Here is a 21,899-nt window from a genome sequence, read left to right as displayed (position 1 = left end):
TCGTCAGCAGGGATTGAGCGGCGGCTCGCCGGCCAGATAGCGGCGAACCTCTTCGGCCGCCTGGTCGGCGGCAAAGGTAACGGTGCGCACGGACGCGCCGGCGATGTGCGGCGTCAGCGTGACGTTGGGAAGCTGCAACAGCGGCCAGTCCGGCGGCGCCGGCTCGACGGCGAACGTATCGAGCATCGCACCGGCCAGTCGCTGCGAGCTGAGCGCGTCATGGAGCGCGTGATAGTCGACCAGCGGCCCGCGCGCCGTGTTGATCAGGATCGCGCCGGGCTTGATCCGGGCCAGCGCATCGCGATCGATGAAGCCGGTGGTTTCCGGCGTCACGCGGGCATGCAGGCTGACGACGTCGGCGCGCGCCAAGAGGTCGGCGAGCGCGACGTGCTCGACGCCGTCGTTGCGGTCCTCAGCGCTGAGCTGGACGTAGGGGTCGGTCACCAGGATCTTGCAGCCGAACGCCTTCAAGAGCTTGACCACGCGAGTGCCGATCGCGCCATAGCCGACGATGCCGACCGTCATTTCGCCGAGTTCGCGTCCCGTGCGGTCGGCGCGGTAGAGATCGCCGCGCCATTGCCCGCCCCGCATCGACTCGTGGCCGCTACGGATCAACCGGGTCTCGGCGAGCATCGCGCCGATGGTGAATTCGGCCACCGCGCTCGCGTTGCGGCCGGGCGTGTTGACGACCAACACGCCGTGATCGCGCGCGGCCTGCATGTCGACGTTGACGGGGCCGCCGCGCGACACGGCGATGAATTTCAGGCTCGGCAACCGCTGCAGCATCGCCCGCGAGATCGGAGCCAGATGCGTCACCAGCAGGGACGCCTCGCCGATGAAGTCCGCCAGTTCTTCGGGGTCGCCCATGAACTCCTTCAGCCCGTCGAGCTTGGAGCCGGCATAGCCATGCTCCATCGGCTCGTCCGGCCAGGGCTGCTCGAGCATGCGGATGTCGATGCCATCACCGCAGATGGCGGTGATGCGCTCGGCGAACACCGACGGCAGCATGAAGCGGTCGCCGATAATGGCGATGGAGCTAGACATGATCGGCACCCGTGCGCTGCGCGGCGAGCTGCTTCCAGACCGGCCGCGCCGCGAGGCGGGCCTCGACATAGACCGGGAACAGCTGCGCATAACGTTCCGCCAGCGCCGCATCCGGCGCTTGCGGCTCATCCAGATACGGTCTCACCCACTCCTCCGCGCAGATCATCATGTCCGAGTAGAGCCCGGTCGCGACCGCGGCGATCATCGCCGCCCCCGACGCGCCGGCCTCCTCGCGACGGCAGACTCGAATCGTGCTGCCGAGTGCCGCGCCAAGAATCGCGCCGAGCGCGCGGCTGCGTGCCGCGCCCCCCGTCAGGCGAATTTCCGTCGGCAGCGGTCCCATCGCCGCGTAGCAGTCGCGTGCGGCGAAGGCCAGTCCCTCCATCACGGCACGCATCAGATCCCAGTAGCCGTGACCGATACGCAGGCCGATCAGTTGCGCAGAAGCTTCATGGGACACGAAGGGGCCGCGTTCGCCGGCGTCGGAAATGAACGGATGATACAGCAGCTCGCCCGATTTCGCCGCAAGCACGCGCTCGTCCAGCCGGCGGATCAGATCGTTGCGCGACCGCGCGATGCCTTCCATGGCGAGCACCCCGCGCGCGACATCGAGCAGCCAGTCGATGTTCAAGGTCGCGGCCATGGTCGACTGCATCTGCGCATAGTGGCCCGGCACCGGGAACGGCATCGTATAACCGGTCGCCTCGGCATTCAGCCTGACTGCATCGGCGCCGTTCACCAGCCGCATGTGCATGCCGGTCGAGCCGATGATGGTGCAGCCGACCTCCGGTGTGGGGTCATACAGCCCACCGCCGAGCGCATTGCAGATCACGTCGACATAGCCGAGCGACACCGGCACGCCCTCGGGCAAGCCCGTCTCGGCCGCAGCCGTTGCCGTCAAGCCATGCGTCGTCGCGACACCATCGACGACATCTGGAAACAGGCGCGCGGCATCGGCGATGCCGATGAGACGCGCGGCATCGCCGTCGAAGCCGCGCTTGCGAAAATCACCGCAGGAGAACGTCGCCTCGGAGGGATCGGTGACCCGCTCGCCGGTCAGCTTGAAGTAGAGCCAGTCCTTGCAGTGGAACGCCGTGCCCGCGCGTCCCAGCAACTCTTCGTCATGGGCCTGCAGCCAGGCCAGTTGCGCCCCCTGCTGGCAAGCGTTGAGCCCCGATCCGGTGCGCTGATAGTGCGCGACATTGCGCTCGCCGCCGCGGAAGGCTTCAACGAAACCTGCCGCACGCGAGTCGAGCCACAGCAGCGCGGGCGCGACGGGATGGCCATCCGCATCGATCAGCCAGGTGCCATCGCCCTGCCCGGTCACAGCGATCGCGGCGACCCGGTGAGCCAGATTCGGCAGCGCGCCGCTGAGGCCGCGCAAGGCCGCAACGGTGTCGGTCCAGGTCCGCTCCATGTCCTGCTCGACTCGGCCGCCCGGCAAGGTGGTGTAGCTATTGGGAATCGCGAAATCCCCGAGCTGGCGGCCATCCCGCGAAAAGGCCACCGCCTTGATCACCGACGTCCCGGCGTCGATGCCGATGATCACGTCGCGAATCGCTCCGGAGGTCATATTCAACGCGCCTCCGCGTGGCGGACGCAGACGCCGTCGGCGCCGAAAACGTGGAGATGGCGTGACTCCAGCGCGCAGGGCACGACGTCGCCCGGCCGCGCCACGACCCTGCTCGATGTCACGGCGACCAGCAGATGACCGGCGCACTCGCCCGCAATGTGCGACTGATCGCCGAGCCACTGGTTGGAGACGACGCGCAGCCGCGTTTCACCGCTGCCGATCGCGATCCGCTGCGGCCGGATGCCGACCTTGATCCGATCGGCCTGCACCAGCGCCTGTTGTCCCGTCACGTCCAACGTCTGCCCGGGAATGTGAAAGGCAACATCGGAGCCCACGGACAGACGGAAGCCGCCTTCCTCCTGCGTCACCGCGGTCTCCAGCAGGTTCATCGGCGGCTCGCCGATGAAGCTCGCGACGAACTGATTGGCCGGGCGGTTCTTCAGCTCGCGCTCGCTCGCGAACTGCTGCAGCACGCCGTCTTCCATGACGGCGATGCGATCGGCGAGCGCGCTCGCCTCGGTCTGGTCATGGGTGACGAAGATCGCCGTCATGCCACGTTCGGCGAGCAGGCCCTTGATGCGGCCGCGCAGCACGGCGCGGAGCTGCGGCTCCAGCTGCCCCATCGGCTCGTCCAGCAGATAGAGGTCGGCGTCGCGCACCAACGCGCGCGCCAGCGAGACGCGCTGCTGCTGGCCGCCGGAAAGCGCGCGCGGATGGCTATCGAGGATATCCTCGATCTCGACCAGGCGGGCGATGCTATCGACCCGATGCGCGATCTGGGCGCGCGACAGCTGCTGCGCCTTCAGCGCGAAGCCGATGTTCTCGCGCACCGTGAGCGGCGGATACAGCGAATAGCCTTCGAACGCCATCGCCACCTTGCGCTTCGCCGGCGCCAGATCATGGATCGGCCGCTGTGCCAGCGCGATCGAACCCGAGCTGACGCTCTCGAACCCGGCGATCATTCGCAAAGTCGAGGTCTTGCCGCAGCCGGAAGAGCCGAGCAGCGCAACGATCTCGCCTGCTTTCACCTCCATATCGAGCGCGCGCACGGCATGGACCGGCGGCTTGCCCCGGCTGTGATAGACCTTGTCGACGTTGCGGATTTCGAGCATGCCCATGCTAGGTCCTCACGCCGCCTGCCGCCGCGGCGAGAGGCCAATGCGGTCTCCCGTCGCGTGGTCGAACAACAGCGCCGCATCGGGCGCGAACCGCACGAACACGTCCTCGTCCGCATCCGCCTCCAGCGCCTCGGGCGCCAGCGCAGCCAGCCACTCGGATCCGTCGGCGAAGCGCAGCAGCACCACGGCGCGCTCGTGGATCGGCGTGACCGCGACGATCCGCGCCGGGATCGCACCCTCGCCGCCATCACGCGTCACCACGACATCGTCCGGCCGGACGCCAAGCCAGCAGCGCTCGCGCATATTGGTCGGCAAGCCGTCCGCATCGAGCCGGATCAGCGTCCCGGCGACAGATGCGGTCAGCCGGCCCTGCTCCGCCACCGGCGTGACCTCGACAAGATTGATGCTGGGATCGCCGAACAGCCGCGCCACCGCGACCGAGGCAGGCCGCGCGTAGATTTCCTCGGGACGCGCCACCTGCACCAGACGGCCGTTGATCAGCACCGCGATGCGATCGGCGATTGCCATCGCCTCGCGATAGTCCTGCGTGACATAGAGCACCGCCGCCGAGCTGCGGCGCAGCAGGCTCGGCAGCTCGAGGCGCATCTCGTAACGCAGCTTGGCGTCGACGTTGCGCAGGGGATCGTCGAGCAGCAGCACCTCGGGGTTGCCGATCAGCGCGCGCGCCAGCGCGGTGCGCTGCTTCTGGCCGTTGGACAGTTCACGAGGCTTGTGGCCGAGCACGTGCTCGATCTTCAACAGCCGGCTCATCGCCGTCACTTTCGCGGCGGTGTCGGCCGCCCCCGTCGCGCGCAGGCCGCTGGCGATATTGTCGCGCGCGCTCATATGCGGAAACAGCGCAAAATTCTGGAAGGCCATGCCGATGCCTCGCTGCTCCGGCGGGGCATCGACGATCGAGCGCCCGCCGACCAGGATGTCGCCATCGTCAGGCTCGAACATGCCGGCGATCATGCGCAGCAGCACGGTCTTGCCGCTGCCGGACGGGCCGAACACTGCGACGATCTCGCCGGGCTCGACCGTCAGCGACACGCCTTTCGCGCAGCAAGCGGCGCCAAAGGTCTTGTCGACGGCTTTCAGTTCGAGACGCGCCATGTATCCTCAACCCTTGACCGCACCGAGCGACAGTCCTTCGACGAGATAACGCTGCGCGTAGAGCGCCAGCAGCAATGTCGGCGTAACCGACAGCACGATCGCGGCGGCGATCTGGCCGTACTGGATGCCGGACGCCGTCACGAAGGCGAGCGCGCCCACCGTCACCGGCTGCTTGTCGGCCGAGGCCAGGATCAGCGCGAAGACGAAATTGTTCCAGCAGAAAATGAAGGACAACAGCCCCGCCGCTGCGATCCCCGGCCCTGCCAGCGGCACCGCGATGCGTGTGAACGCCTCGCGCCAGGAATGGCCGGCGAGCCGGTAGGCATGCTCGATGTCCGGGCTGATGTCCTCGAAATAGCCGCGCACGATCCACAGGATCAACGGCAGCGCGATCAGCTGGTAGACCCAGACGATGCCGAAATACGTGTCGTTCAGGCCGAGCTGCTGGTAGTACAGCGACAGCGGCAGCAGCACCAGCAGCGGGGGCGCAAAGCGGAACGAGAGAAGCGTGAACGCAATGGTCTCGCCGAGCCTGAACTTGAAGCGCGCGAACGCATAGGCCGCGGGCACGCCGAGCAGCAAGGCCAGGATCACCGCGGCGCTCGACAGCACGAAGCTGTTCATCAGGTTGCGCATGAACGAGATCTGCAGATTGCCGGCCGCGGTGCGGAGCTGGCCCGAGATCAGCGCCTCGTAATTGGCGAATGTCGGCTCGAACAGGATGCGCGGCGGGATCCGCAGAATCTGCTCGTTGGTCTGGCACGACATCAGGAGTATCCAGACAATCGGAAACATGAAGAACACGAGCACCAGCGCGAGCGCAATGCCGCGAAAGATGCGTCCAGCCAGGCTGGAGTGATCCATGACGTCCCTCCCTCAGGCGTGACCGTGGGCGCGTGCGCGCAGCCGCAGCCAGTTCTTGATGAAGATGTTCGAGAGGATGTTGGTGATCAGCCACAGGATCATCAGCAGCGCCGCCGAGCGTCCGACATTGGTGTACTGGAAGAACTCGAGATAGGCCTGGACTTGGAACACCATCAGCCGGTCGCCGGGGCCGCCTTGCGTCATCGCATAGACGATGTCGAACTGCTGGATCGAATCGAGCAGCCGGAACAGCGAGGCGGTGATGATGTAGGGCGCGAGCATCGGCAGGGTGATGCGGAAGAACACGAAACTCGCCGGCACACCGTCGAGTGCGGCCGCCTCAAACGGCTGACGCGGCAGCGAGCGCAGACCGGCCAAGAGCAGGATCATGATGAAGGGCGTGTAGACCCAGACGTCGACCAGGACGACCGTGAACAGCGCGGTCGACGGATCGGAGGCCCATTTGAAGTCATGCGCGCCGAACAGGCCGACCAGATAGGACAGGATGCCGAAGCTCGGATTGGTCATCAGCTTCCACATCAAGGCGGCGATCGCCGGCGCCGTCATCAGCGGCAGCAGCAGCACGATCGAGACCGCGTTGTGGAAGCGCGTCGGCCGCCGCAGCAGCAGCGCGATGCCCAGGCCGAGCAGCAGCTCGGCAACGACTGTTACCGCGGTGTAGACGAGCGAGATCCGCAGCGTGTTCCAGAACGCCGGATCAGACAGGAAATCGATGTAGTTGTCGATGCCGATGAAGCCGCGCAGATATGGCAGATTGAGCCGGTAGCGCTGCAGCGAATAGACGGCCGCGGTGACGAACGGCACCAGGATGGCGATGCAGACCAGCAGGGCCGGCAGGCTCAACAGGTATGGCAGCAATCGCCCGCGCCAGCGTTTCGTGCGGCGCGGCACTGCTTGGGTCTCGATAAGTTCAGCCATGCTCATGACAAGCGTGATCGCATCAGCGCGGGGATGGGCCGGTCCGGACGCCCGTGGGGGAGCGGCCGGACCGGCGGGTGGTCATGGAACGAGCGTCGCCCGGCCTCAGCCAAGGCCGGCCTGCTTCAACTGACGGTTGATGCTCTCGGCAAGCTTGTCGAGGCCCTCGTCGACGCTGATCTCCTTGGCCACCATCTTCTGCAGCGAGGCCGCCCACTCCGTCGTGAGATCGAAGAACAGCGGCTGCGCTGTAAAGTAGATCTTCGCACCGGGCGCCGAGAGGTCATGCTGCTCGAGATAGCCAGGATAGGACTTGGCGATCCGATCGCGGAACTCGCTGTCCTTCCACACCGAGGTGCGGACTGGATTGACGAAGTCCATCTTGCGGGCGCCGAACAGGTCGTGCTCGACGGAAGCCGCCCACTGCATGAAGGTCCACGCCGCATCCTTCTGCTTGGAGAAGCTCGACATCGCCAGCGACCAGATCCAGACGTTCGGCGTCGGCGCCTTGGCGGCCGGATTGGCCGCGAATGGCGCGTAGCCGAGATTGCCACGCTCCTTGTTCTCGCCGCCGTTCATGAAGTAGCCGAGAATGTCGGCGTCGAAGATCATGCCGGAAGCGCCGGCGCCGAGATCGGTGCCGACCTGGTACCAGGTGTAGGTCGACCAGTTCTTCGGACCCGAGCCCTGGATCATCTTGACCCACTTCTCGTGGAAATCCTTCGACGCCTTGGTGTTCATCGCGGCCTTGAGCTTGCCGCCCTCCATCACGAAGTCCTTCTGGCCGAAATTCGCGTAGGCCGACAGGAAGCCGGGATGGATGGTGGCCCAGGAGCGCGAGCCGCGCACGCCGACACCATAGGGGCCGCCGGCATCCTTGGTGATCTTGGCCGCGACGTCGAGCAGCTCATCGAGATTCTTCGGCGGCTTGACGCCGACCTTGTCGAAGATGCTGCGGTTATAGGTGATGTTGTTGAGCTCGTAGCCCCACGGGATGCACCATTGCTTGGCTTTGCCGGAGCCGAGCTCGGACCCGGCGACGCCGTCCCAGGCGGTCGAGGAGCGCAGGCCGGGCAGCACGTCGTCCCAGGCGAACGCCGGATTGGTCTTGGCGGGATCCTTGATGTAGGTGTTGAGGTCCTCGATCCAGCCGGCCGGACCATAGGTCCAGGTCATGTAGGCGCCGGTCATGAAGGCGTCGTATTGATCGGACTTCGACGACAGCGCCGCCGTCACCTTGTCGAAATAGACGTCCTCCGGGAAGATGTCGTAGCTGACGTTCATGCCGGTCAGGCTCTTGAACGCCTCGATGTCGCCGATCATCGCATCGACATAGGGATGCTTGTTGAGGAGCAGCTTGACGGTCTTGCCGCTATGGGCCTTCCAGTTGAAATCCGCGGCCATCGCCCTCGACATCGCCGAGGCAAAGGCGGCATTGGCGGCGACACCGGCGATGCCGAGCTTGGCAGCGCCGTCGAGCAGATCACGCCGGCTGATGCGCTTGCCGGCATAGGACGCAAAGAGATTCTTCTCACGATCGTACATTCAACCCTCCCTTTGTTTTTTGTAGAGACGTGTTCGCGTTACCTGCCCTTCCGACTCTTGTTCTTGGAGATGCCGGATGTTTTCTCCGGCTTGTCGGTAGCCAATGCCTGAGCGGTTACCTCATCGATGATGAGACCGTTCAGGAAGCCGCTGCGCAGCACCGCGCGCAGGGCCGTGATCTTCGCCTCGCCGCCGCCGATGGCGACGATGCGGTGTTTCTTCAGATCGGCAGCGGCCATCGAGGTGGCGCGCGCCGAAAGATCGAGATCGAGCAGCTCGCCCTGGGCGTTGAAGAAATGCCCGAGCAGGTCGGCGCAGGCGCCGGCGCGCTTCAGCTCGACGACCTCGTCCGGCTTGATCATGCCGCTCGACACCAGGAAGCCGTCGGCATGGATCTGGCCGATGCCGACGAACAGCAGCGACGCCCGCTGCGCCAGCGCGAACACGTCGGCAATGCCGAACTGCTGCATCAGCACGCGGCGGTCCGCGACCGAATTGGCGAACACGGGCACCGGCAGCAGATAGGCTTCGGCACCGGTGCGCTCGGCGAGACGATGGATCACGTCGAACGGGTTGGCGGCGAATTTGCGCGTGAGGCCGCCGAGCAAAGACACGAACTGCACGTCGCGCGCCGGGGTCTGCGGCAGCTGCGCCACGACCGCCGCAAGCGTGCGGCCATGGCCGACACCGATGATCTTGTCGTCGCCGCGCTCCAGCACCTGGCGCAGGAAGCTGGCGCCCTCCAGCGCCAGCGCCTTCAGCGGCAGATCGCCCTCGCCGAGATCCGGCGCGACGCGGCAGAAGGCGAGCCCGTAGCGCTCGGCCAGCGCGTTCTCCAGCGCGACGCATTCGGCGACGGGGCCCTCGACGAAGACGCGGATCATGCCCTCGCGGCTGGCGCGCGCGATCAGGCGGTGCGCCTTGGTGCTCTGGATGTTGAGCCGGTCGGCGACCTCCGACTGCGTCAGCCCGGCCGCGAAATACAGCCACGCGGCGCGCGTTGCGAGCGAGGCCTCGCCGTCCACCATGGGCGCCCTGTCGGAAGCTGTCGTCACGCCGAATGCCTGCTTGCAAATTTCTTCACTCCTTGCAAAAAATTGCAGACGCCGATCCGGCCGTCAATCCCCCAAACGTGCTGCAGCGCGTCAGGGACGACGCGCCGGGCGAGCACAGGCATGCTCGCCGGCGCACAACGGGATGAGGTCGCATGACGGAGTTGTTTGTCGGCATCGACGTGGGCACGAGCGGTGTGCGCGCCTGCGCCGTCGATAACAGCGGCGAGATCAAGGGCGCAGCCGCCGTTCCGCTGGTCGCGCCGCATCAGGACGGCAACGCCATCGACCAGGATCCCGAGCTGTGGTGGCAGGCGGCGACGGCCGCGCTCCGCATGCTCGGCGAGCGCATCGATCTCGGCGCCGTCGCGCGCATCGCGGTCGACGGCACCTCGGGCACGCTGCTGCTGATCGACGCCGACGGACAGCCCTGCTCGCTTGGGCTGATGTACAACGATGCGCGCGCGGTCGACGAGGCCAGACGCATCGCAGCCGTCGCACCGCCCGAGAGCGGTGCGCATGGCACGAGCAGCCCGCTCGCCAAGCTGCTGCATCTGCTCGCCTCCACCAGCGGCGCGCGGCATGCCGTGCACCAGGCCGACTGGATCGCCGGACGCCTCGCCGGCCATCACGGCGTCAGCGATGAGAACAACGCCCTGAAGCTCGGCTATGACCCCGTCAGGCGCGAATGGCCGCAGTGGATCGATCAGCTCGGCGTTCCACGCGACGTGCTGCCGAGCATTCTGGTGCCGGGCACGCCGTTCGCCGACATCGATCCAGCCATCGCGCGCTCGCTCGGTCTGTCCCCATCGACGCGCATCGTCGCCGGCACGACCGACGGCGTCGCCGCCTTCATCGCCACCGGCGCCGATACGCCGGGCGATGCGGTGACCTCGCTCGGCACCACGCTGGTGGTGAAGCTGGTCGCGACGCAGCCGATTTTCGCCGCCGATCAGGGCGTGTACTCGCACCGCCTCGGCGACAAATGGCTCGCCGGTGGCGCATCGAATTCCGGCGGCGCCGCGCTGCTTGCGCATTTCACCACCGACGCCATGGATCGCATGACACCGCTACTGCGCCCGGACGAGCCCACCGGGCTCGACTACTATCCGCTGCAAAAACCCGGCGAACGCTTTCCGATCGCAGATCCCGCGCTGGTGCCGCGGATCACGCCACGGCCGGCCGAGGATCATCGCTTCTTCCAGGCGCTGCTCGAAGGAATTGCTGGCGTAGAAGCGCTGGCCTATCAGCGCCTGCACGCGCTCGGCGCGCCGGCGCTGCGGCGGGTGATCAGCATCGGCGGCGGTGCCCGGAACGAAGCCTGGACCGATATCCGCCGGCGCATCGTCGGCGTGCCCGTCAGCGCCGCCGCGCAGACCGAAGCGAGCTACGGCACGGCGCTGCTGGCGCTGCAGGGACCGCCGCGATGACGGCGGCGGCGTGCGAGATCAGCGGCCTGTCCGCCATCGCCGACAGGTTCGATCACGTGCTGCTCGACCAATGGGGCACGTTGCATGACGGAAGGACGGTGCTTACCGCTGCGCATGACTGCGTCCTGCGGCTACGCGAGGCCGGCAAGCATATCCTGGTGCTGTCGAACTCCGGCAAGCGCGCGAGCGCCAATGCCGAGCGCCTCGCCCGGCTCGGCCTGCCGCGTTCTGTCTATGACGGCATTCTCACCTCGGGCGAGGTGACCTGGACCGGCCTGCGCGACAGAACCCGCGCGCCCTTCACCGATTGTGGCAATGCCTGCTTCCTGATCACCAGGGGCGGCGACCGCTCGTTGATCGACGGGCTGGATCTCGTCATCGTGACGGATATGCGCGACGCCGATTTCATCCTGCTCGGCGGCCTTGATGACGACCTCGCCGAGCCGGACCTCTGGCGCGATCAATTCACCGGAGCGGCGGCGCGAGGCTTGCCGATGATCTGCGCCAATCCCGACCTGATGATGTTCGGCGCGAGTGGCCTCGTGCCTGCGCCCGGCACGCTGGCGCGCGCCTATGAGTGGCTCGGCGGCCCGGTGAGCTTCGTCGGCAAGCCGCATGCGCCGATCTTCGCGGCTGCGCTGGAGCAGCTCGGCCATCCGCATCCGCATCGCGTGCTGATGATCGGCGACTCGCTCGACCATGACGTCGCCGGCGCCCGCGCCGCAGGCCTGCAGAGCCTGCTGCTCGGCGATGGCGTGCACCGCACGACGCTGGCCGGTGCGCCCGACCTGGCTGCCGCGACGCGCAAGCTCGCGGCTTCGCCAGGCCGCATGCCGAATTGGACGATGCAGCACCTGGTGTGGTGAGAAGGAGACGCGAGATGCGCGAGCCTGCCGAGCTTGATGATTTGCGCCGGATGTCGGCTCGGGTCGGCCGCAACGTGGAGCTGGTGCAAGGCGCCGGCGGCAACTCCTCGCTCAAGCAGGATGATGTGCTGTGGGTGAAGGCGTCCGGCACATGGCTTGCCGACGCCGACGCGAAGGACATCCTCGTGCCTGTCCTCCTGCCTGCAGCGCGCGATGCGCTCGCCGCTGATGACGAGCGCATTCCGCTGGCAGCCCCCGGCCCGCTACGCGCCTCGATCGAGACTGCGCTGCATGCGCTGCTGCCGCACCGGGTCGTGCTGCACGTGCATGCCGTCAACACCATCGCCTGGGCGGCACGGCGCGATGCACGCAACGAATTTTCGGCGCGACTGGTCGGGCTCTCCTGGCGCCATCTCGACTACTTTCATCCCGGGCTACCGCTGGCGCACGCGGTGAGTGCAATCGTCGCGCGCGAGCGCATCGACGTGCTGATCCTCGGCAATCACGGCCTCGTCGTCGGTGCCGAAAGCTGCGAACAGGCCGAGGCGTTGGTCCATGACGTCGAGCGCAGGCTGGCGCTGCCGGTGCGCCCGGCGCCCGCCGCCGACGCCGCGGCCTTGCGCCGCCTGTGCGCCGGCACCGCCTATCGCCTGCCGCACGACGCTGGTAGCCACGGCATCGCCACCGATCCGTTCAACCGCGCCATCGCAACCGGCGGCTCATTGTATCCGGACCACGTCGTGTTTCTCGGCCCGGGCCTGCCGACGATCGAGAGCGCCGGCGGCCTCGCCACGCTGCTCGCACGGGCGGACGCGAGCCGCCTGCCCGCGCCCGTCGCGGTCCTCGCGCCGGGTCTCGGCGCCATCATCCGCAGCGACGCCAGCCCGGGCGCCGAGGCCATGCTGAGCTGCCTCGCGCTCGTGACCAGCCGCCTGCCGTTATCGGCCGATATCGGCTATCTCTCGTCGCAGCACGAGCAGATGCTGCTCGACTGGGACGCCGAACGTTACCGACAGCAGCTGACGGCAAGCCGCCAGTCGTCGAAGTGAAACGGCGACGGATCACGCGATCTCATCGCTCGAGACCGGCGGGGACGGCGCCCCCACCACAATCAGCTTGTGAAGAGCATCTCCGACCTGATCAATGACTTCGCCCCAGTCGCGCCCTTCGCGCTGACGGAACAGACGCATGCTCGGGTACCAGACGCTATCGTCACGATCGAGCAGCCAGCGATAGTCCGGCGTATACGACAGAAGCGTCCAGGTGGGACGGCCGAGCGCGCCGGCGAGATGAGCGACACTGGTATCGACGGTGATCACGAGATCCAGACATGAGATCAGCGCGGCCGTGTCCGCGAAATCGGCAAGTTGGCCCGTCAGGTCCGTAATCCGGCTCGCCTCCTGGAGCACGGCTTTGTCTTCGGCCTTCGGCTCTTTCTGCAAGCTGATGAACGCCGCGTCCTCGCCGAGCAGGCGGGAAAACATGCGCAATGGGATGGAGCGATTGTGGTCGTCGAGATGATTGGGGTTGCCTGACCAGACCAGGCCGACACGCAATTTCTCAGGCGCACCAAGGCGCTCTTGCCAGATTTGAATCCGATCCGGATCAGGCGCCGGCAAATACGACACCGGCGCTGGAATCGCGGCCAGTGTCGTCCGAAAGGCAAACGGCAGGCTCATGATCGGACAATGGATATCCACTCCCGCAAGGTCGGCGGCCTCCGAGACCGGAATGCACTGCGAAATGCCCGGCACATTCGACAACAGAGGTAGCAACGGCTTTTGAACGGCGAGGATGACGCAGGCGCCTAGCGCCAGGACCATCGGCACGTAACGGACAAACTGGATCGTATCGCCCAGTCCTTCGTCGGCTGCGATGACAATGGTTTTTCCAGCGATGCCGTCCTGGCCCAGCCACATGGGTTGCTGGAAGCGCGGATAAGAGCTCGGCAGGCTCCAACGGGCCTCCCGACCAGACCAGCCCGCGTCGAGATCCCCCAGCAACAGGTTCAAATGAGCCGTCCCAAGATCGGCCAGCGTGTCTCTCGGGTCGGCACGCTTCAACTGCCTGTAGACCTCGAACGCTTCGTCGAATCGACGCAGCTTCGTCAGCACAGAGGCCTTGTCGTGCAGCGCATCCCTGGAGCCAGGTTGCAAAGCCAGCGCCCGCTCGAACCATTGCAACGCTTCTTCGTCTCGGCGCATCGTCCGCAGGACAATGCCCGTCTTGACGCAGATGTCAGAGTTGCCGGGCTCGATCTCGTGGGCTCGCCGACAGATGGCAAGGGCCTCGTCGAAGCGCTTCAGGCCATTCAGAAGTGCACCACGCATCAACAACGTCGGTACATGGGCCGCAAGGCGTCGCTCAGATCGAGATAGGCGAGCGCTTCGTCGATCCGCCCCAACCGTTGAAGCGCGATGCCGCACTGGTTTGCCGCGTCCCAATGCCTCGCATTCAGTTCCAGCACACGTTGGAAGCTCAACACAGCGTCGGCGAGCTGCTGCAGGCTGACAAGGGCATTGCCCCTCAGCATCCACAGATCGGCGCTTTCGAGACCGAGCACCCTCGCCTTCTCGACGACCTTCATCACCTCATCCGAGCGTCCCTGGACCTGTAGCACCGTGCCAAGACTCAGGAAGTACTGCGGCTGAACATCCTGCTGGATCGCGCGGGATACCCACCGCAGTGCAGCTTCATACTGCTGTGCCTGCAGTGCAAGGATCCCTAGCAAGTTGAGGGTCGGCGCATGCCCTCCATCGATCGCAAGCGCCATATGACAACACCGCTCGGCGTCCGCATGTCGGCCATTGGCGACGTCACGCAAGGCAGCGTCATAGAAGTTCGCGGCACCATCGGGCTTGGCAGGTTGGAGCTTCACTTTGGTGGGCGAAGCTCGGCGCTCGCGACGGTTCATTGCTGCAATTCGTCCCGGTTACGATTTCAGCGTAATTGATTCTCATTCAGGCTGACAGTCGCAATTCTATCTCCGGCTGTGGTGAGGACCGCTCCGATTCTGCCTGCATTTCGTAGCATAAGAGCGCGGAAGACAACGATCCGATGACACGCTTCGTGGAAGTCAAACTCATTGCAACCATTGCGAGCACGATCAAAACGGCCTGCAGGACAAGGATGAGGACGTCTTCGGTGGTTCCGCCGATATGAGGTCGGGCCATCTGCCGACCCTCGAGATCATCATCACCGAAACGCCGGCGCATCTGCGCAAGTTTCACGATCCGGAATCGGGCCTGGCGCTGATCCGGCCGGATGCCTGGCATGGGCCGTCGGACAGCTCGGACTCGTCGCCGGACACGGCCATCCGCAAACAGACTGGAAAGGAGGAGAGGTTGAATGGTGCGCTCGGAGCGGGAGAACACCTGTGTTCGTTTAGTAGCTGAAGCACGACCGCCTTTCCGCACACCGGCCGGACGTGCCGATTTCTGATCCAATCTTTCGCCGGCAGCGCTATGGCGCTTCATGCCCACGTGTGAAGCCGCTCTCCCGGCGGTAACAGAGATGAAGCTTGTCCCACACCTTCATCATCGCATGGACCAGTTGGTCCATGAGCGCGTCGTCGTGAAAGGGCGTAGGTGTAAGACGCAGGCGTTCCATTCCTCGCGGGACAGTGGGGTAATTGATCGGCTGGATATAGATGCCATGCTCCGACATCAGCAGGTCCGAAGCCGCCCTGCACTTCTCGGGATCGCCGACATGCACCGGCACGATATGGCTCTCGCTCGGCATCACCGGCAGGTCTGCTGCCGTCAGGACGGACTTCAGCCGCGCTGCACGATCCTGATGCCGGACGCGCTCCGCTGTCGAGGCTTTCAGATGCCGGATTGCAGCGGTCGCGGCTGCGCAGACCGGAGGCGGCAATGCCGTCGTGAAGATGAAACCGGGGGCGTAGGAACGCACCGCATCGATCAGGTTCGCCCCAGCCGCAAGATAGCCGCCGAGACAGCCATAGGCCTTTGCGAGCGTGCCCTCAACAATGTCGATCCTTTCCATGACCCCGTCGCGCTCAGCTATGCCGCCGCCGCGCGGGCCATACATCCCGACCGCATGCACCTCGTCGACATAGGTCAGTGCGCCGTAGCGCTCGGCCAAGTCGCAAATTCGATGCAGAGGCGCAATATCCCCGTCCATCGAGTAGAGGCTCTCGCATACGATGAGCTTTGGCCTTTCGGGATCTGCCGCCCGCAGCAGCCGTTCGAGATGCTCAGGATCATTGTGCTGCCAGATCTGCTTCTCAGCACCGGCCTTGCGAACACCCTCGATCATGGAGTTGTGGTTCAACGCGTCGGAAAGCAGCAAACACCCAGGCAGCAGCTTGGCGATCGTCGATATCCCCGCCTCGTTGGAAACGTAGCCGGAGGTAAACACCAGCGCGGCTTCCTTGCCGTGGAGATCAGCCAGCTCCTGCTCGAGCGCGACGAGCGGATGGTTCGTTCCCGCGATGTTACGGGTGCCCCCGGCTCCTGTGCCCATGCGCGATACGGCATCGATCATGGCTCCCATGACCTTCGGGTGCTGGCTCATGCCCAGATAATCGTTCGAGCACCAGATCACAACCTCACGCTTGCCCTCCCCCGAATGCCAGATCGCATAGGGATAGCGTCCCGCCTGGCGTTCAAGATCCGCAAAGACACGATAGCGCCGTTCCTGATGCAGTCGATCCAACGCACCGCGGAACATCGCGTCATATTCAGGGAGGAGGCTCAACGGCCGCATCTGGTAGTTCATGATTGGACGACTCCTGCCGACTATTTTGCCCGATTGAACTGGTAGGAGCCCTGCAGGAAGACGCCATAGCGCTCCGTCGTATATCTCAGGACCTGATTGAAGGAATCGACCGCATTGGTGCTGAGATGCCACCAGCGTCCGCCGATGCCGATGCGGAAATTGTCGGTCAACTGGTAGTTCAGCACGGTCTCGGCCTGGAATCCGGATCCTTGTCCTGAGGCAGGATCGCGCCCGAACGTGAAATAGTGCGTGTCGATCGCATTCTGCGAAGTCCAGACATAAGCGGCCTCCGCCTGCCAGCTCAGCCGGTCAGACAGCCGCGTGTCGAGTGAGACACCGGCCCGTCCGCTATGCCAGCGATCCTGCTCGGTCACCACCTTGACGCCTGCCCCAAGAGCCGGACTGCAGATCGTCGGATTGCCACCCACCTGGGTGCAGCCCCGCGCGTCGACCGTTTCTGTCCAATATTGATAGCCGACGAAGGCACCAAGCCGGAAACGCTCCGTCTCCAGCAGATTGAAGCCGACATCGAGATTTGCGTATTGCAGCCGCCCGCCCACGCTGCTGACGGTCTTGGATGACGGATTGACGAAAGGAGCAAAGTCCTCATCGACGAGAGTGCCCGAGCTGATCTTGCCCGCCCCGAAATAGCCCTTCAGAAACATGTTGGTGAACGGGCCGTCGAGCGCATCAACCCTGAAGAACATCTCGCCGCTGTGCCCGGTCATGCCGCCATAAGCGAGCCGGGAGACCTGAAGCGTCGCTGCCTGATCGGCGAAATAGCGGTAGCGATTCTGCCCCGAGCTGAACCAGTAGCGCACTCCGGTCTCCAGCATATAGGACGGCAGGATCGATGCGCGCGACCGCAGCGGCATATCGCCCGAGCCCGCGCCTTGGCCGCCTTGCAACGCTGCAGGCCTGGCCCAGGCGCAGCTGACGATCGAGGCGTTGCACTTCGTGACACCGTCGGCGTTGAAATCGCGCCGCAACGTGACCGTCGCGAACAGGTCCTTTGTCGTCGTCTTGACGTTGGCCAGCGTGCTGTCGACGAACCGGTAGCCAATCTCTGTTTCCAAGCTGATCTCCTTCGACCAGAGATAGCTGACCAGCAGCGACGGCAGGATCGTGTACTCCTTCAAGTCGGTCCGGGTGCCGGACCTGTAGCCCATCCGCAGCCGCGGGCTGATGGCGAGATCGGGGGTGATCGGGTAGCGCGAGGCAAGATCCAGCACATAGAACTTCGAGTCCGCCAGGCTCGCGTAGCGTAGCGCGCCCATGAACAGATCGCCCGGCTTGATGATGCTGTTCCCGGTCAACTGAGCCGACAGATAATATTCGAGACCGCTCGCCGGCGTGCCGTCGACGCCGCCGGACGGCAGCGTGCCGGTCAGATTGGTCACCGTGGCATCGGCGGCGACCTGCCAGGTCTCGTTCAGTGGCCGCGAATAGCTCACCATCGCCGACTGGAATGTCGGCGTGCGGTCGATCGCGAGCTGCCTGATCTCGCCTGCGGTATTGAACTTCATCATGTCGTAGAGCGTGAGGAACGGCTGCCCCTGCAACGCATTCCAGGTCGAGAGAAATGGAACTCTTCGGTAATCGAACGAGGCGTTGATGACCGACTTGTCCTCGAACGTATACGTTCCCGAGAACACGGCGGCATTGAGCGCGCGGAAATGCGTGTCGTAGTCGATCAGGCCGAGCAGCGACTTGTTGGTGTCGAAATAGCGGAATTCCGCGCCGATGGCCTGGCGGTCGACGATGTTGCGGTCGTATTGCGTGATCAGGTAGACGGTGGTCTCGAGCCCGCCGAGGATCTTGCCAAAATCGATGCTTGCCCCATAGAGCGTCTTGCCATCCTTGAACGGTGCGTCGAAACGGCTCCAGTTCGGCGAGCCCGCGAGCACGTTCAAGCGCAGCCCGGGGCTCTTCTGCCAACTCAGCACCGCGCCGTCGAAACGGCCGATCACGCCGCCGGTGTTGCGGGATTGCCGTCCGACGCGCAAGGTCACGTCGGCTTCCTTCAGCGTGTAATCGACTTGCGCGGTCGAGACGCCATACTTGTCATTGCCCGTATCGAATTGGCGCTCGTGGGTGAACGCCAGCTTGAACTTGGTCCTGATGCGATCGTTGTCCGCGGTGCCCAGGAAGTCGAAATTGGTCAGCAGCGTGTTCTGGTGCACCCGGTGGGCATCGGGATCTGCATTCGGGTTCGGCGCGATGGCCCTGTCCTTGACGGCGCTGGTGCTGTCATTGGTGATGAAGGTGGTCGAGAGGCTGCCCGACATCGACCAGCGCGTATCGCCGTTCGGCCCTGCCGACTTGGTTGGCATCCCTGCCCCCATGTCTCCGCCATCGGAGTTGGCCGGAGACATGTCGCGCGGTCGTGCCGGCGCGCTGCTGGTTGCGGTCAGAAGCGCAGCGAGCCGCTGCCTCACCCGCTCAGCGCCCTCGCCGTTCGGATAACGGCGCAGATAGTCCTCAAATTCGGCCTGGGCTGCAGCGGTCTGCCCGGCCTTCTGGCGCGCGACGCCGAGCAGCTCCTGCGCCTCTGCGCTCGAACCGGTCTCAGGGAGTTTCAGCACCTTCTTCAGAAGGTCGATCGCGGCGTTGAAATTGCCTTTCTTGATCGATGCGCGCGCCTCGTCCATCGAGGCCTCCGCAAACCGGATGTCCGCCGCGGACGCCTGCTGCATCGTGCGATTGTCGTTGCGGACCGACGCCGCCGCACCGGGGATCGCAACCGGTTTCGGCGCATCCGGAGCGGCTACGCTCGGCACCAGGGCCTTCACCTTGCACGCCGACACCGGGCCCTTCCGGGCAATCACGATCGTGACCTGCTCGAAGCTGCCGGATTGCACGATCTGATAGGTGAACTCGCCAGCAAACTGAGCGACGAGGATCGGTCCTCTGTTCTGATCGAGCGTCAGATAGACGTCCTGGATGCCGGAGCCCTGGGCATTGTCGACCCGCACGCCCTCTCGTCTGACCAGACGCCGCGTGATGACGGCGTCCCGATCGACCAATTGTAGCGAGACGCTGAGCTGGCTGCCCTTATCCAGCGGAAAATGCCCAGTGTAGCGCACGCGAGCATGAAAGTTGACGCGCAGCAGGCTGCAGTTGCCGATCGTCGTGGCGTTTGCACTGGCAACGAACTGATCGATGACCGGCTGCGCCGGTGCGACGCCGAAGGCTCCGTCGAGCAGGATTGCGAGCAGGCCGGACAGCAGAGTCATCGCCCATCGGGTCGACCTCGCTGCTGCTGCTTGACTGAAGCGGCAGCTCATCACCAGCCGCCTCCATTGACCCGGTGCTGCCGCTGGCGACGGGTGATGATGGCGGTCTGCGACTTGTCAGCATAGATGTGACACGCGCCGGTGCAGTCCTTGAGCTCGGCGACGGTGTAGTCCATCGGCGCCGGCTTCACGAGCTTGGCATGCTGCTGCGGCCGGAAATCACCCGCGTGACAGGCGGCGCAGTCGGGCTTGTAGGCCGCGAACTTGAACACGACGGCTTGCGAATTGCCGCTGTGGCAGGCGGTGCAGCCAATCGTGGCGCTATGGTTCGGATAGCTTGCCGACATGTGTCGGTAGTTGACCGAACTCCAGCTGACCGTCCGATGGCAGCTCTCGCAGGGGACGTTGGTCACGAAGTGCTTCGGCGATTTGCCGGTGGCATTGGAGCCGTTGTGACAGCTGGCGCACGGCGCAGTGAGGCTGGTGTGATCCATCCGTGCGCCCGAGAACGACACGGTGTTCTTGTGGCAGCTTTCGCATGGCGCGCTGGTGACCACGTGGCGCGGCGGCTTGCCGCCGGCTGATGATCCGTTGTGGCAGGTCGCGCAGGCCGCCATCGTACCGGTGTGACTGAAGCGGGCTCCGCTGAATGTCGTCGTGCTCTTGTGGCAAGTCTCGCACGGCGCATTGGTCGCAACGTGCTTCTGCGGCTTGCCGGTCGCGGCCATGCCGTTGTGACAGCTCGCGCAGGCCGCCATCGTGCCGGTGTGACTGAAGCGGGCTCCACCGAATGTCGTCGTGCTCTTGTGGCAGGTCTCGCACGGCGCATTGGTCGCGACGTGCTTCTGCGGCTTGCCGGTCGCGGCCATGCCGTTGTGGCAGCTCGCGCAGGCCGCCGTCGTCCCGGTGTGGCTGAAGCGGGCTCCGCTGAACGTCGTCGTGCTCTTGTGGCAGGTCTCGCACGGCGCATTGGTCGCGACGTGCTTCTGCGGCTTGCCGGTCGCGGCCATGCCGTTGTGGCAGCTCGCGCAGGCCGCTGTCGTCCCGGTGTGGCTGAAGCGGGCTCCGCTGAACGTCGTCGTGCTCTTGTGGCAGGTCTCGCACGGCGCCGCAGTCGCAATGTGCTTCGACGGCTTGCCAGGCGCACTCATGCCGTTGTGGCAGGATGCGCACGGTCCCTGCGCCGTCATGTGGTTGAATCTCGAGCCGGCCTCCGTGGCGCTCGACCCGGCAAGCCCTGCCCTCGGATTGACCGTCGGCAACAGCGATGGAACCCGACCTGCGTTCTGCGACTCCATTGCATCAGGATTGGCGGCACCGATCGAAGGCAGGAGCTTGCTGCGCGGATCGTTCGGCACAGGCGCTGAAGGGGCGGATGTCATCCGCGGGAGAGTGCTCAGCGGCTGCGACACCGACGCCGCGTCACCAGCTTTCGCCGCGCCGTCGGGTTTGGAGGCGGCAGGCGCACCGGCCGGGGCCCCTGCTCGAGGATCGGTCGTCGCGGCCGCCGACGTCGCAGCTGTATTCGCCAGCGGCTTGCTGCTGAACAAGAGCGTCGAACTGGATGGTGCGGCAGGCTTCGCAGCCGCGCCGGCCGCAGCCGTGGCCGGCGCTGCGCTCGTGCCCGATGCGGACTCGGGAGTCGTGGCCGCCGTCATCGTCCGGTTGGCGGTCGTGGCTGGCGTCACCGCCTTGGCGACGGGCGCCTGAGCGGGGACCACCGACCTGGCCGTGGTCGAGCAACCCGCGGCCGGCTTCTGCGGGTCGTCGTCCCAGGTCGAGAAGTTGGCGGCAGCGCGCACGTGGCAGCAGCCGCAATCCTGTGACTTGGCACTGTGATCCGGCCCCTGCGCGCCTCTGCGGCCCTGGCTGCGATAGGCGCCATTGTGACAGCTGTCGCAGCGCGTCGCATGCACGGCGGTATGACTCATCGTGTAGGTGGCGAAGCTCGCCGCGGTGTTGCTATGGCAGTTCGAGCACTGGACGCCGGTCACCGGAATGTGCGGCGGCGTGGTCAAACCCTTCGCGCTCGAGCCATTGTGACAGGCGGAGCAATTGGTGTTGGCCGCGGAGTGGGTGAACGCCGCGCCACCCCAGCTGGTGAAGCCGCCCGAGGCCGCCTTGGCGTGACAGCTGACGCAGTCGGCGCCACCGGTGGCGACGTGGTTCGGGTACGACGCCGTGCCCATGGCGCCCTTGGTGCCCTGCCCGGTGTAGCTGCCGTTGTGACAGCTGTCGCAGCGCGCGGTCGATACCGCCGCGTGGTTCATGGTGTAGGTGGCGAAGCTCGCCGCGGTGTTGGTGTGGCAGTTCGAGCACTGCAGCGTCCCGGTCGGGATGTGCGGCGGCGTCGTCATGCCCATCGCGGTCTTGCCGTTG

15 protein-coding genes and 2 pseudogenes are annotated in these 21,899 nt (G+C 65.5%); 4 read left to right on the top strand and 13 right to left on the bottom strand.

Annotation, left to right across the window (positions count from 1 at the left end):
- Window positions 1–3: 3 nt before the first annotated feature.
- The 8 genes from QX124_RS19085 to QX124_RS19050 form a co-directional block, all read right to left on the bottom strand.
- Complete coding sequence (locus QX124_RS19085) at window positions 4–1,044, bottom strand: 2-hydroxyacid dehydrogenase (protein WP_315784595.1); 1,041 nt, start codon at window positions 1,042–1,044, stop codon at window positions 4–6.
- On the bottom strand, window positions 1,037–2,617 hold the full coding sequence (locus tag QX124_RS19080; RefSeq protein ID WP_315797967.1) for an FGGY-family carbohydrate kinase: 1,581 nt from the start codon (window positions 2,615–2,617) through the stop codon (window positions 1,037–1,039). Before QX124_RS19080 ends, QX124_RS19085 begins: the two co-directional genes overlap by 8 nt.
- Before the next feature lie 2 nt (window positions 2,618–2,619).
- Entirely contained in the window at window positions 2,620–3,729 is a 1,110-nt protein-coding gene (locus QX124_RS19075) for an ABC transporter ATP-binding protein (RefSeq protein WP_315798052.1), read from the bottom strand.
- A 15-nt stretch (window positions 3,730–3,744) separates the two neighbouring features.
- Window positions 3,745–4,848 carry an ABC transporter ATP-binding protein gene (locus QX124_RS19070; RefSeq protein ID WP_315741293.1) on the bottom strand — a complete coding sequence of 368 codons (1,104 nt, stop codon included), beginning with the start codon at window positions 4,846–4,848 and terminating at the stop codon, window positions 3,745–3,747.
- Between the two features lie 6 nt (window positions 4,849–4,854).
- Window positions 4,855–5,712 (bottom strand): carbohydrate ABC transporter permease, encoded by an 858-nt coding sequence (locus QX124_RS19065; RefSeq protein ID WP_315797966.1) that lies wholly within the window; start codon window positions 5,710–5,712, stop codon window positions 4,855–4,857.
- A 12-nt stretch (window positions 5,713–5,724) separates the two neighbouring features.
- Complete coding sequence (locus QX124_RS19060; protein ID WP_315797965.1) at window positions 5,725–6,651, bottom strand: sugar ABC transporter permease; 927 nt, start codon at window positions 6,649–6,651, stop codon at window positions 5,725–5,727.
- Window positions 6,652–6,756: 105 nt separating this feature from the next.
- Window positions 6,757–8,196 carry an extracellular solute-binding protein gene (locus QX124_RS19055; RefSeq protein ID WP_315797964.1) on the bottom strand — a complete coding sequence of 480 codons (1,440 nt, stop codon included), beginning with the start codon at window positions 8,194–8,196 and terminating at the stop codon, window positions 6,757–6,759.
- Between the two features lie 38 nt (window positions 8,197–8,234).
- A complete protein-coding gene (locus tag QX124_RS19050) occupies window positions 8,235–9,224 on the bottom strand; it encodes a sugar-binding transcriptional regulator (protein WP_315798051.1) in 990 nt (329 codons plus the stop codon).
- 179 nt (window positions 9,225–9,403) lie between these two features.
- On the opposite strand from QX124_RS19050, the gene QX124_RS19045 reads away from it, so the two are divergent.
- From QX124_RS19045 to QX124_RS19035, 3 genes are read left to right on the top strand one after another with little or no spacing between them, the layout of a single operon-like run.
- A complete protein-coding gene (locus tag QX124_RS19045) occupies window positions 9,404–10,678 on the top strand; it encodes an FGGY-family carbohydrate kinase (protein WP_315797963.1) in 1,275 nt (424 codons plus the stop codon).
- The gene (locus QX124_RS19040) at window positions 10,675–11,544 is read left to right on the top strand and encodes a TIGR01459 family HAD-type hydrolase (protein WP_315797962.1); all 870 of its coding nucleotides are present in this window, start codon (window positions 10,675–10,677) and stop codon (window positions 11,542–11,544) included. The genes QX124_RS19045 and QX124_RS19040 overlap by 4 nt, the downstream gene beginning before the upstream one ends.
- 14 nt (window positions 11,545–11,558) lie before the next feature.
- The gene (locus tag QX124_RS19035) at window positions 11,559–12,593 is read left to right on the top strand and encodes a class II aldolase/adducin family protein (protein ID WP_315797961.1); all 1,035 of its coding nucleotides are present in this window, start codon (window positions 11,559–11,561) and stop codon (window positions 12,591–12,593) included.
- Between the two features lie 12 nt (window positions 12,594–12,605).
- On the opposite strand, the gene QX124_RS19030 is transcribed toward QX124_RS19035, so the two are convergent.
- Both QX124_RS19030 and QX124_RS19025 read right to left on the bottom strand, forming a co-directional pair.
- Window positions 12,606–13,874, bottom strand: a complete 1,269-nt coding sequence (locus QX124_RS19030; RefSeq protein WP_315797960.1) for a tetratricopeptide repeat-containing glycosyltransferase family protein — start codon at window positions 13,872–13,874, stop codon at window positions 12,606–12,608.
- Window positions 13,874–14,458, bottom strand: a complete 585-nt coding sequence (locus QX124_RS19025; RefSeq protein ID WP_315797959.1) for a tetratricopeptide repeat protein — start codon at window positions 14,456–14,458, stop codon at window positions 13,874–13,876. Before QX124_RS19025 ends, QX124_RS19030 begins: the two co-directional genes overlap by 1 nt.
- A 250-nt stretch (window positions 14,459–14,708) precedes the next feature.
- Here QX124_RS19025 and QX124_RS31890 point away from each other — a divergent pair.
- A pseudogene (locus tag QX124_RS31890) lies at window positions 14,709–14,804 on the top strand (DUF296 domain-containing protein); the annotation flags it as partial.
- Window positions 14,805–15,006: 202 nt separating this feature from the next.
- Here the strand turns inward: QX124_RS31890 and hemA are convergent.
- The 3 genes and pseudogenes from hemA to QX124_RS19005 form a co-directional block, all read right to left on the bottom strand.
- Window positions 15,007–16,272: a 5-aminolevulinate synthase gene (gene hemA / locus QX124_RS19015; RefSeq protein ID WP_409997717.1), complete on the bottom strand. Its 1,266-nt coding sequence runs from the start codon at window positions 16,270–16,272 to the stop codon at window positions 15,007–15,009.
- Between the two features lie 32 nt (window positions 16,273–16,304).
- Window positions 16,305–19,520: a hypothetical protein gene (locus tag QX124_RS19010; protein WP_315775282.1), complete on the bottom strand. Its 3,216-nt coding sequence runs from the start codon at window positions 19,518–19,520 to the stop codon at window positions 16,305–16,307.
- A gap of 50 nt (window positions 19,521–19,570) precedes the next feature.
- Window positions 19,571–21,899, bottom strand: a pseudogene (locus QX124_RS19005) (hypothetical protein); the annotation flags it as partial.

This window comes from Bradyrhizobium sp. SZCCHNRI3043 (assembly GCF_032377735.1).
Lineage (GTDB): Bacteria > Pseudomonadota > Alphaproteobacteria > Rhizobiales > Xanthobacteraceae > Bradyrhizobium.
This window is presented reverse-complemented; position numbering and strand designations above follow the sequence as displayed.

What these genes read in the sequence shown, in the direction of transcription:
- QX124_RS19085 (WP_315784595.1), bottom strand. Translation starts at nt 1,044, where the DNA reads ATGTCTAGCTCCATCGCCATTATCGGCGACCGCTTCATGCTGCCGTCG.
- QX124_RS19080 (WP_315797967.1), bottom strand. Translation starts at nt 2,617, where the DNA reads ATGACCTCCGGAGCGATTCGCGACGTGATCATCGGCATCGACGCCGGG.
- QX124_RS19075 (WP_315798052.1), bottom strand. Translation starts at nt 3,729, where the DNA reads ATGCTCGAAATCCGCAACGTCGACAAGGTCTATCACAGCCGGGGCAAG.
- QX124_RS19070 (WP_315741293.1), bottom strand. Translation starts at nt 4,848, where the DNA reads ATGGCGCGTCTCGAACTGAAAGCCGTCGACAAGACCTTTGGCGCCGCT.
- QX124_RS19065 (WP_315797966.1), bottom strand. Translation starts at nt 5,712, where the DNA reads ATGGATCACTCCAGCCTGGCTGGACGCATCTTTCGCGGCATTGCGCTC.
- QX124_RS19060 (WP_315797965.1), bottom strand. Translation starts at nt 6,651, where the DNA reads ATGGCTGAACTTATCGAGACCCAAGCAGTGCCGCGCCGCACGAAACGC.
- QX124_RS19055 (WP_315797964.1), bottom strand. Translation starts at nt 8,196, where the DNA reads ATGTACGATCGTGAGAAGAATCTCTTTGCGTCCTATGCCGGCAAGCGC.
- QX124_RS19050 (WP_315798051.1), bottom strand. Translation starts at nt 9,224, where the DNA reads ATGGTGGACGGCGAGGCCTCGCTCGCAACGCGCGCCGCGTGGCTGTAT.
- QX124_RS19045 (WP_315797963.1), top strand. Translation starts at nt 9,404, where the DNA reads ATGACGGAGTTGTTTGTCGGCATCGACGTGGGCACGAGCGGTGTGCGC.
- QX124_RS19040 (WP_315797962.1), top strand. Translation starts at nt 10,675, where the DNA reads ATGACGGCGGCGGCGTGCGAGATCAGCGGCCTGTCCGCCATCGCCGAC.
- QX124_RS19035 (WP_315797961.1), top strand. Translation starts at nt 11,559, where the DNA reads ATGCGCGAGCCTGCCGAGCTTGATGATTTGCGCCGGATGTCGGCTCGG.
- QX124_RS19030 (WP_315797960.1), bottom strand. Translation starts at nt 13,874, where the DNA reads ATGCGTGGTGCACTTCTGAATGGCCTGAAGCGCTTCGACGAGGCCCTT.
- QX124_RS19025 (WP_315797959.1), bottom strand. Translation starts at nt 14,458, where the DNA reads ATGAACCGTCGCGAGCGCCGAGCTTCGCCCACCAAAGTGAAGCTCCAA.
- hemA (WP_409997717.1), bottom strand. Translation starts at nt 16,272, where the DNA reads ATGCGGCCGTTGAGCCTCCTCCCTGAATATGACGCGATGTTCCGCGGT.
- QX124_RS19010 (WP_315775282.1), bottom strand. Translation starts at nt 19,520, where the DNA reads ATGACTCTGCTGTCCGGCCTGCTCGCAATCCTGCTCGACGGAGCCTTC.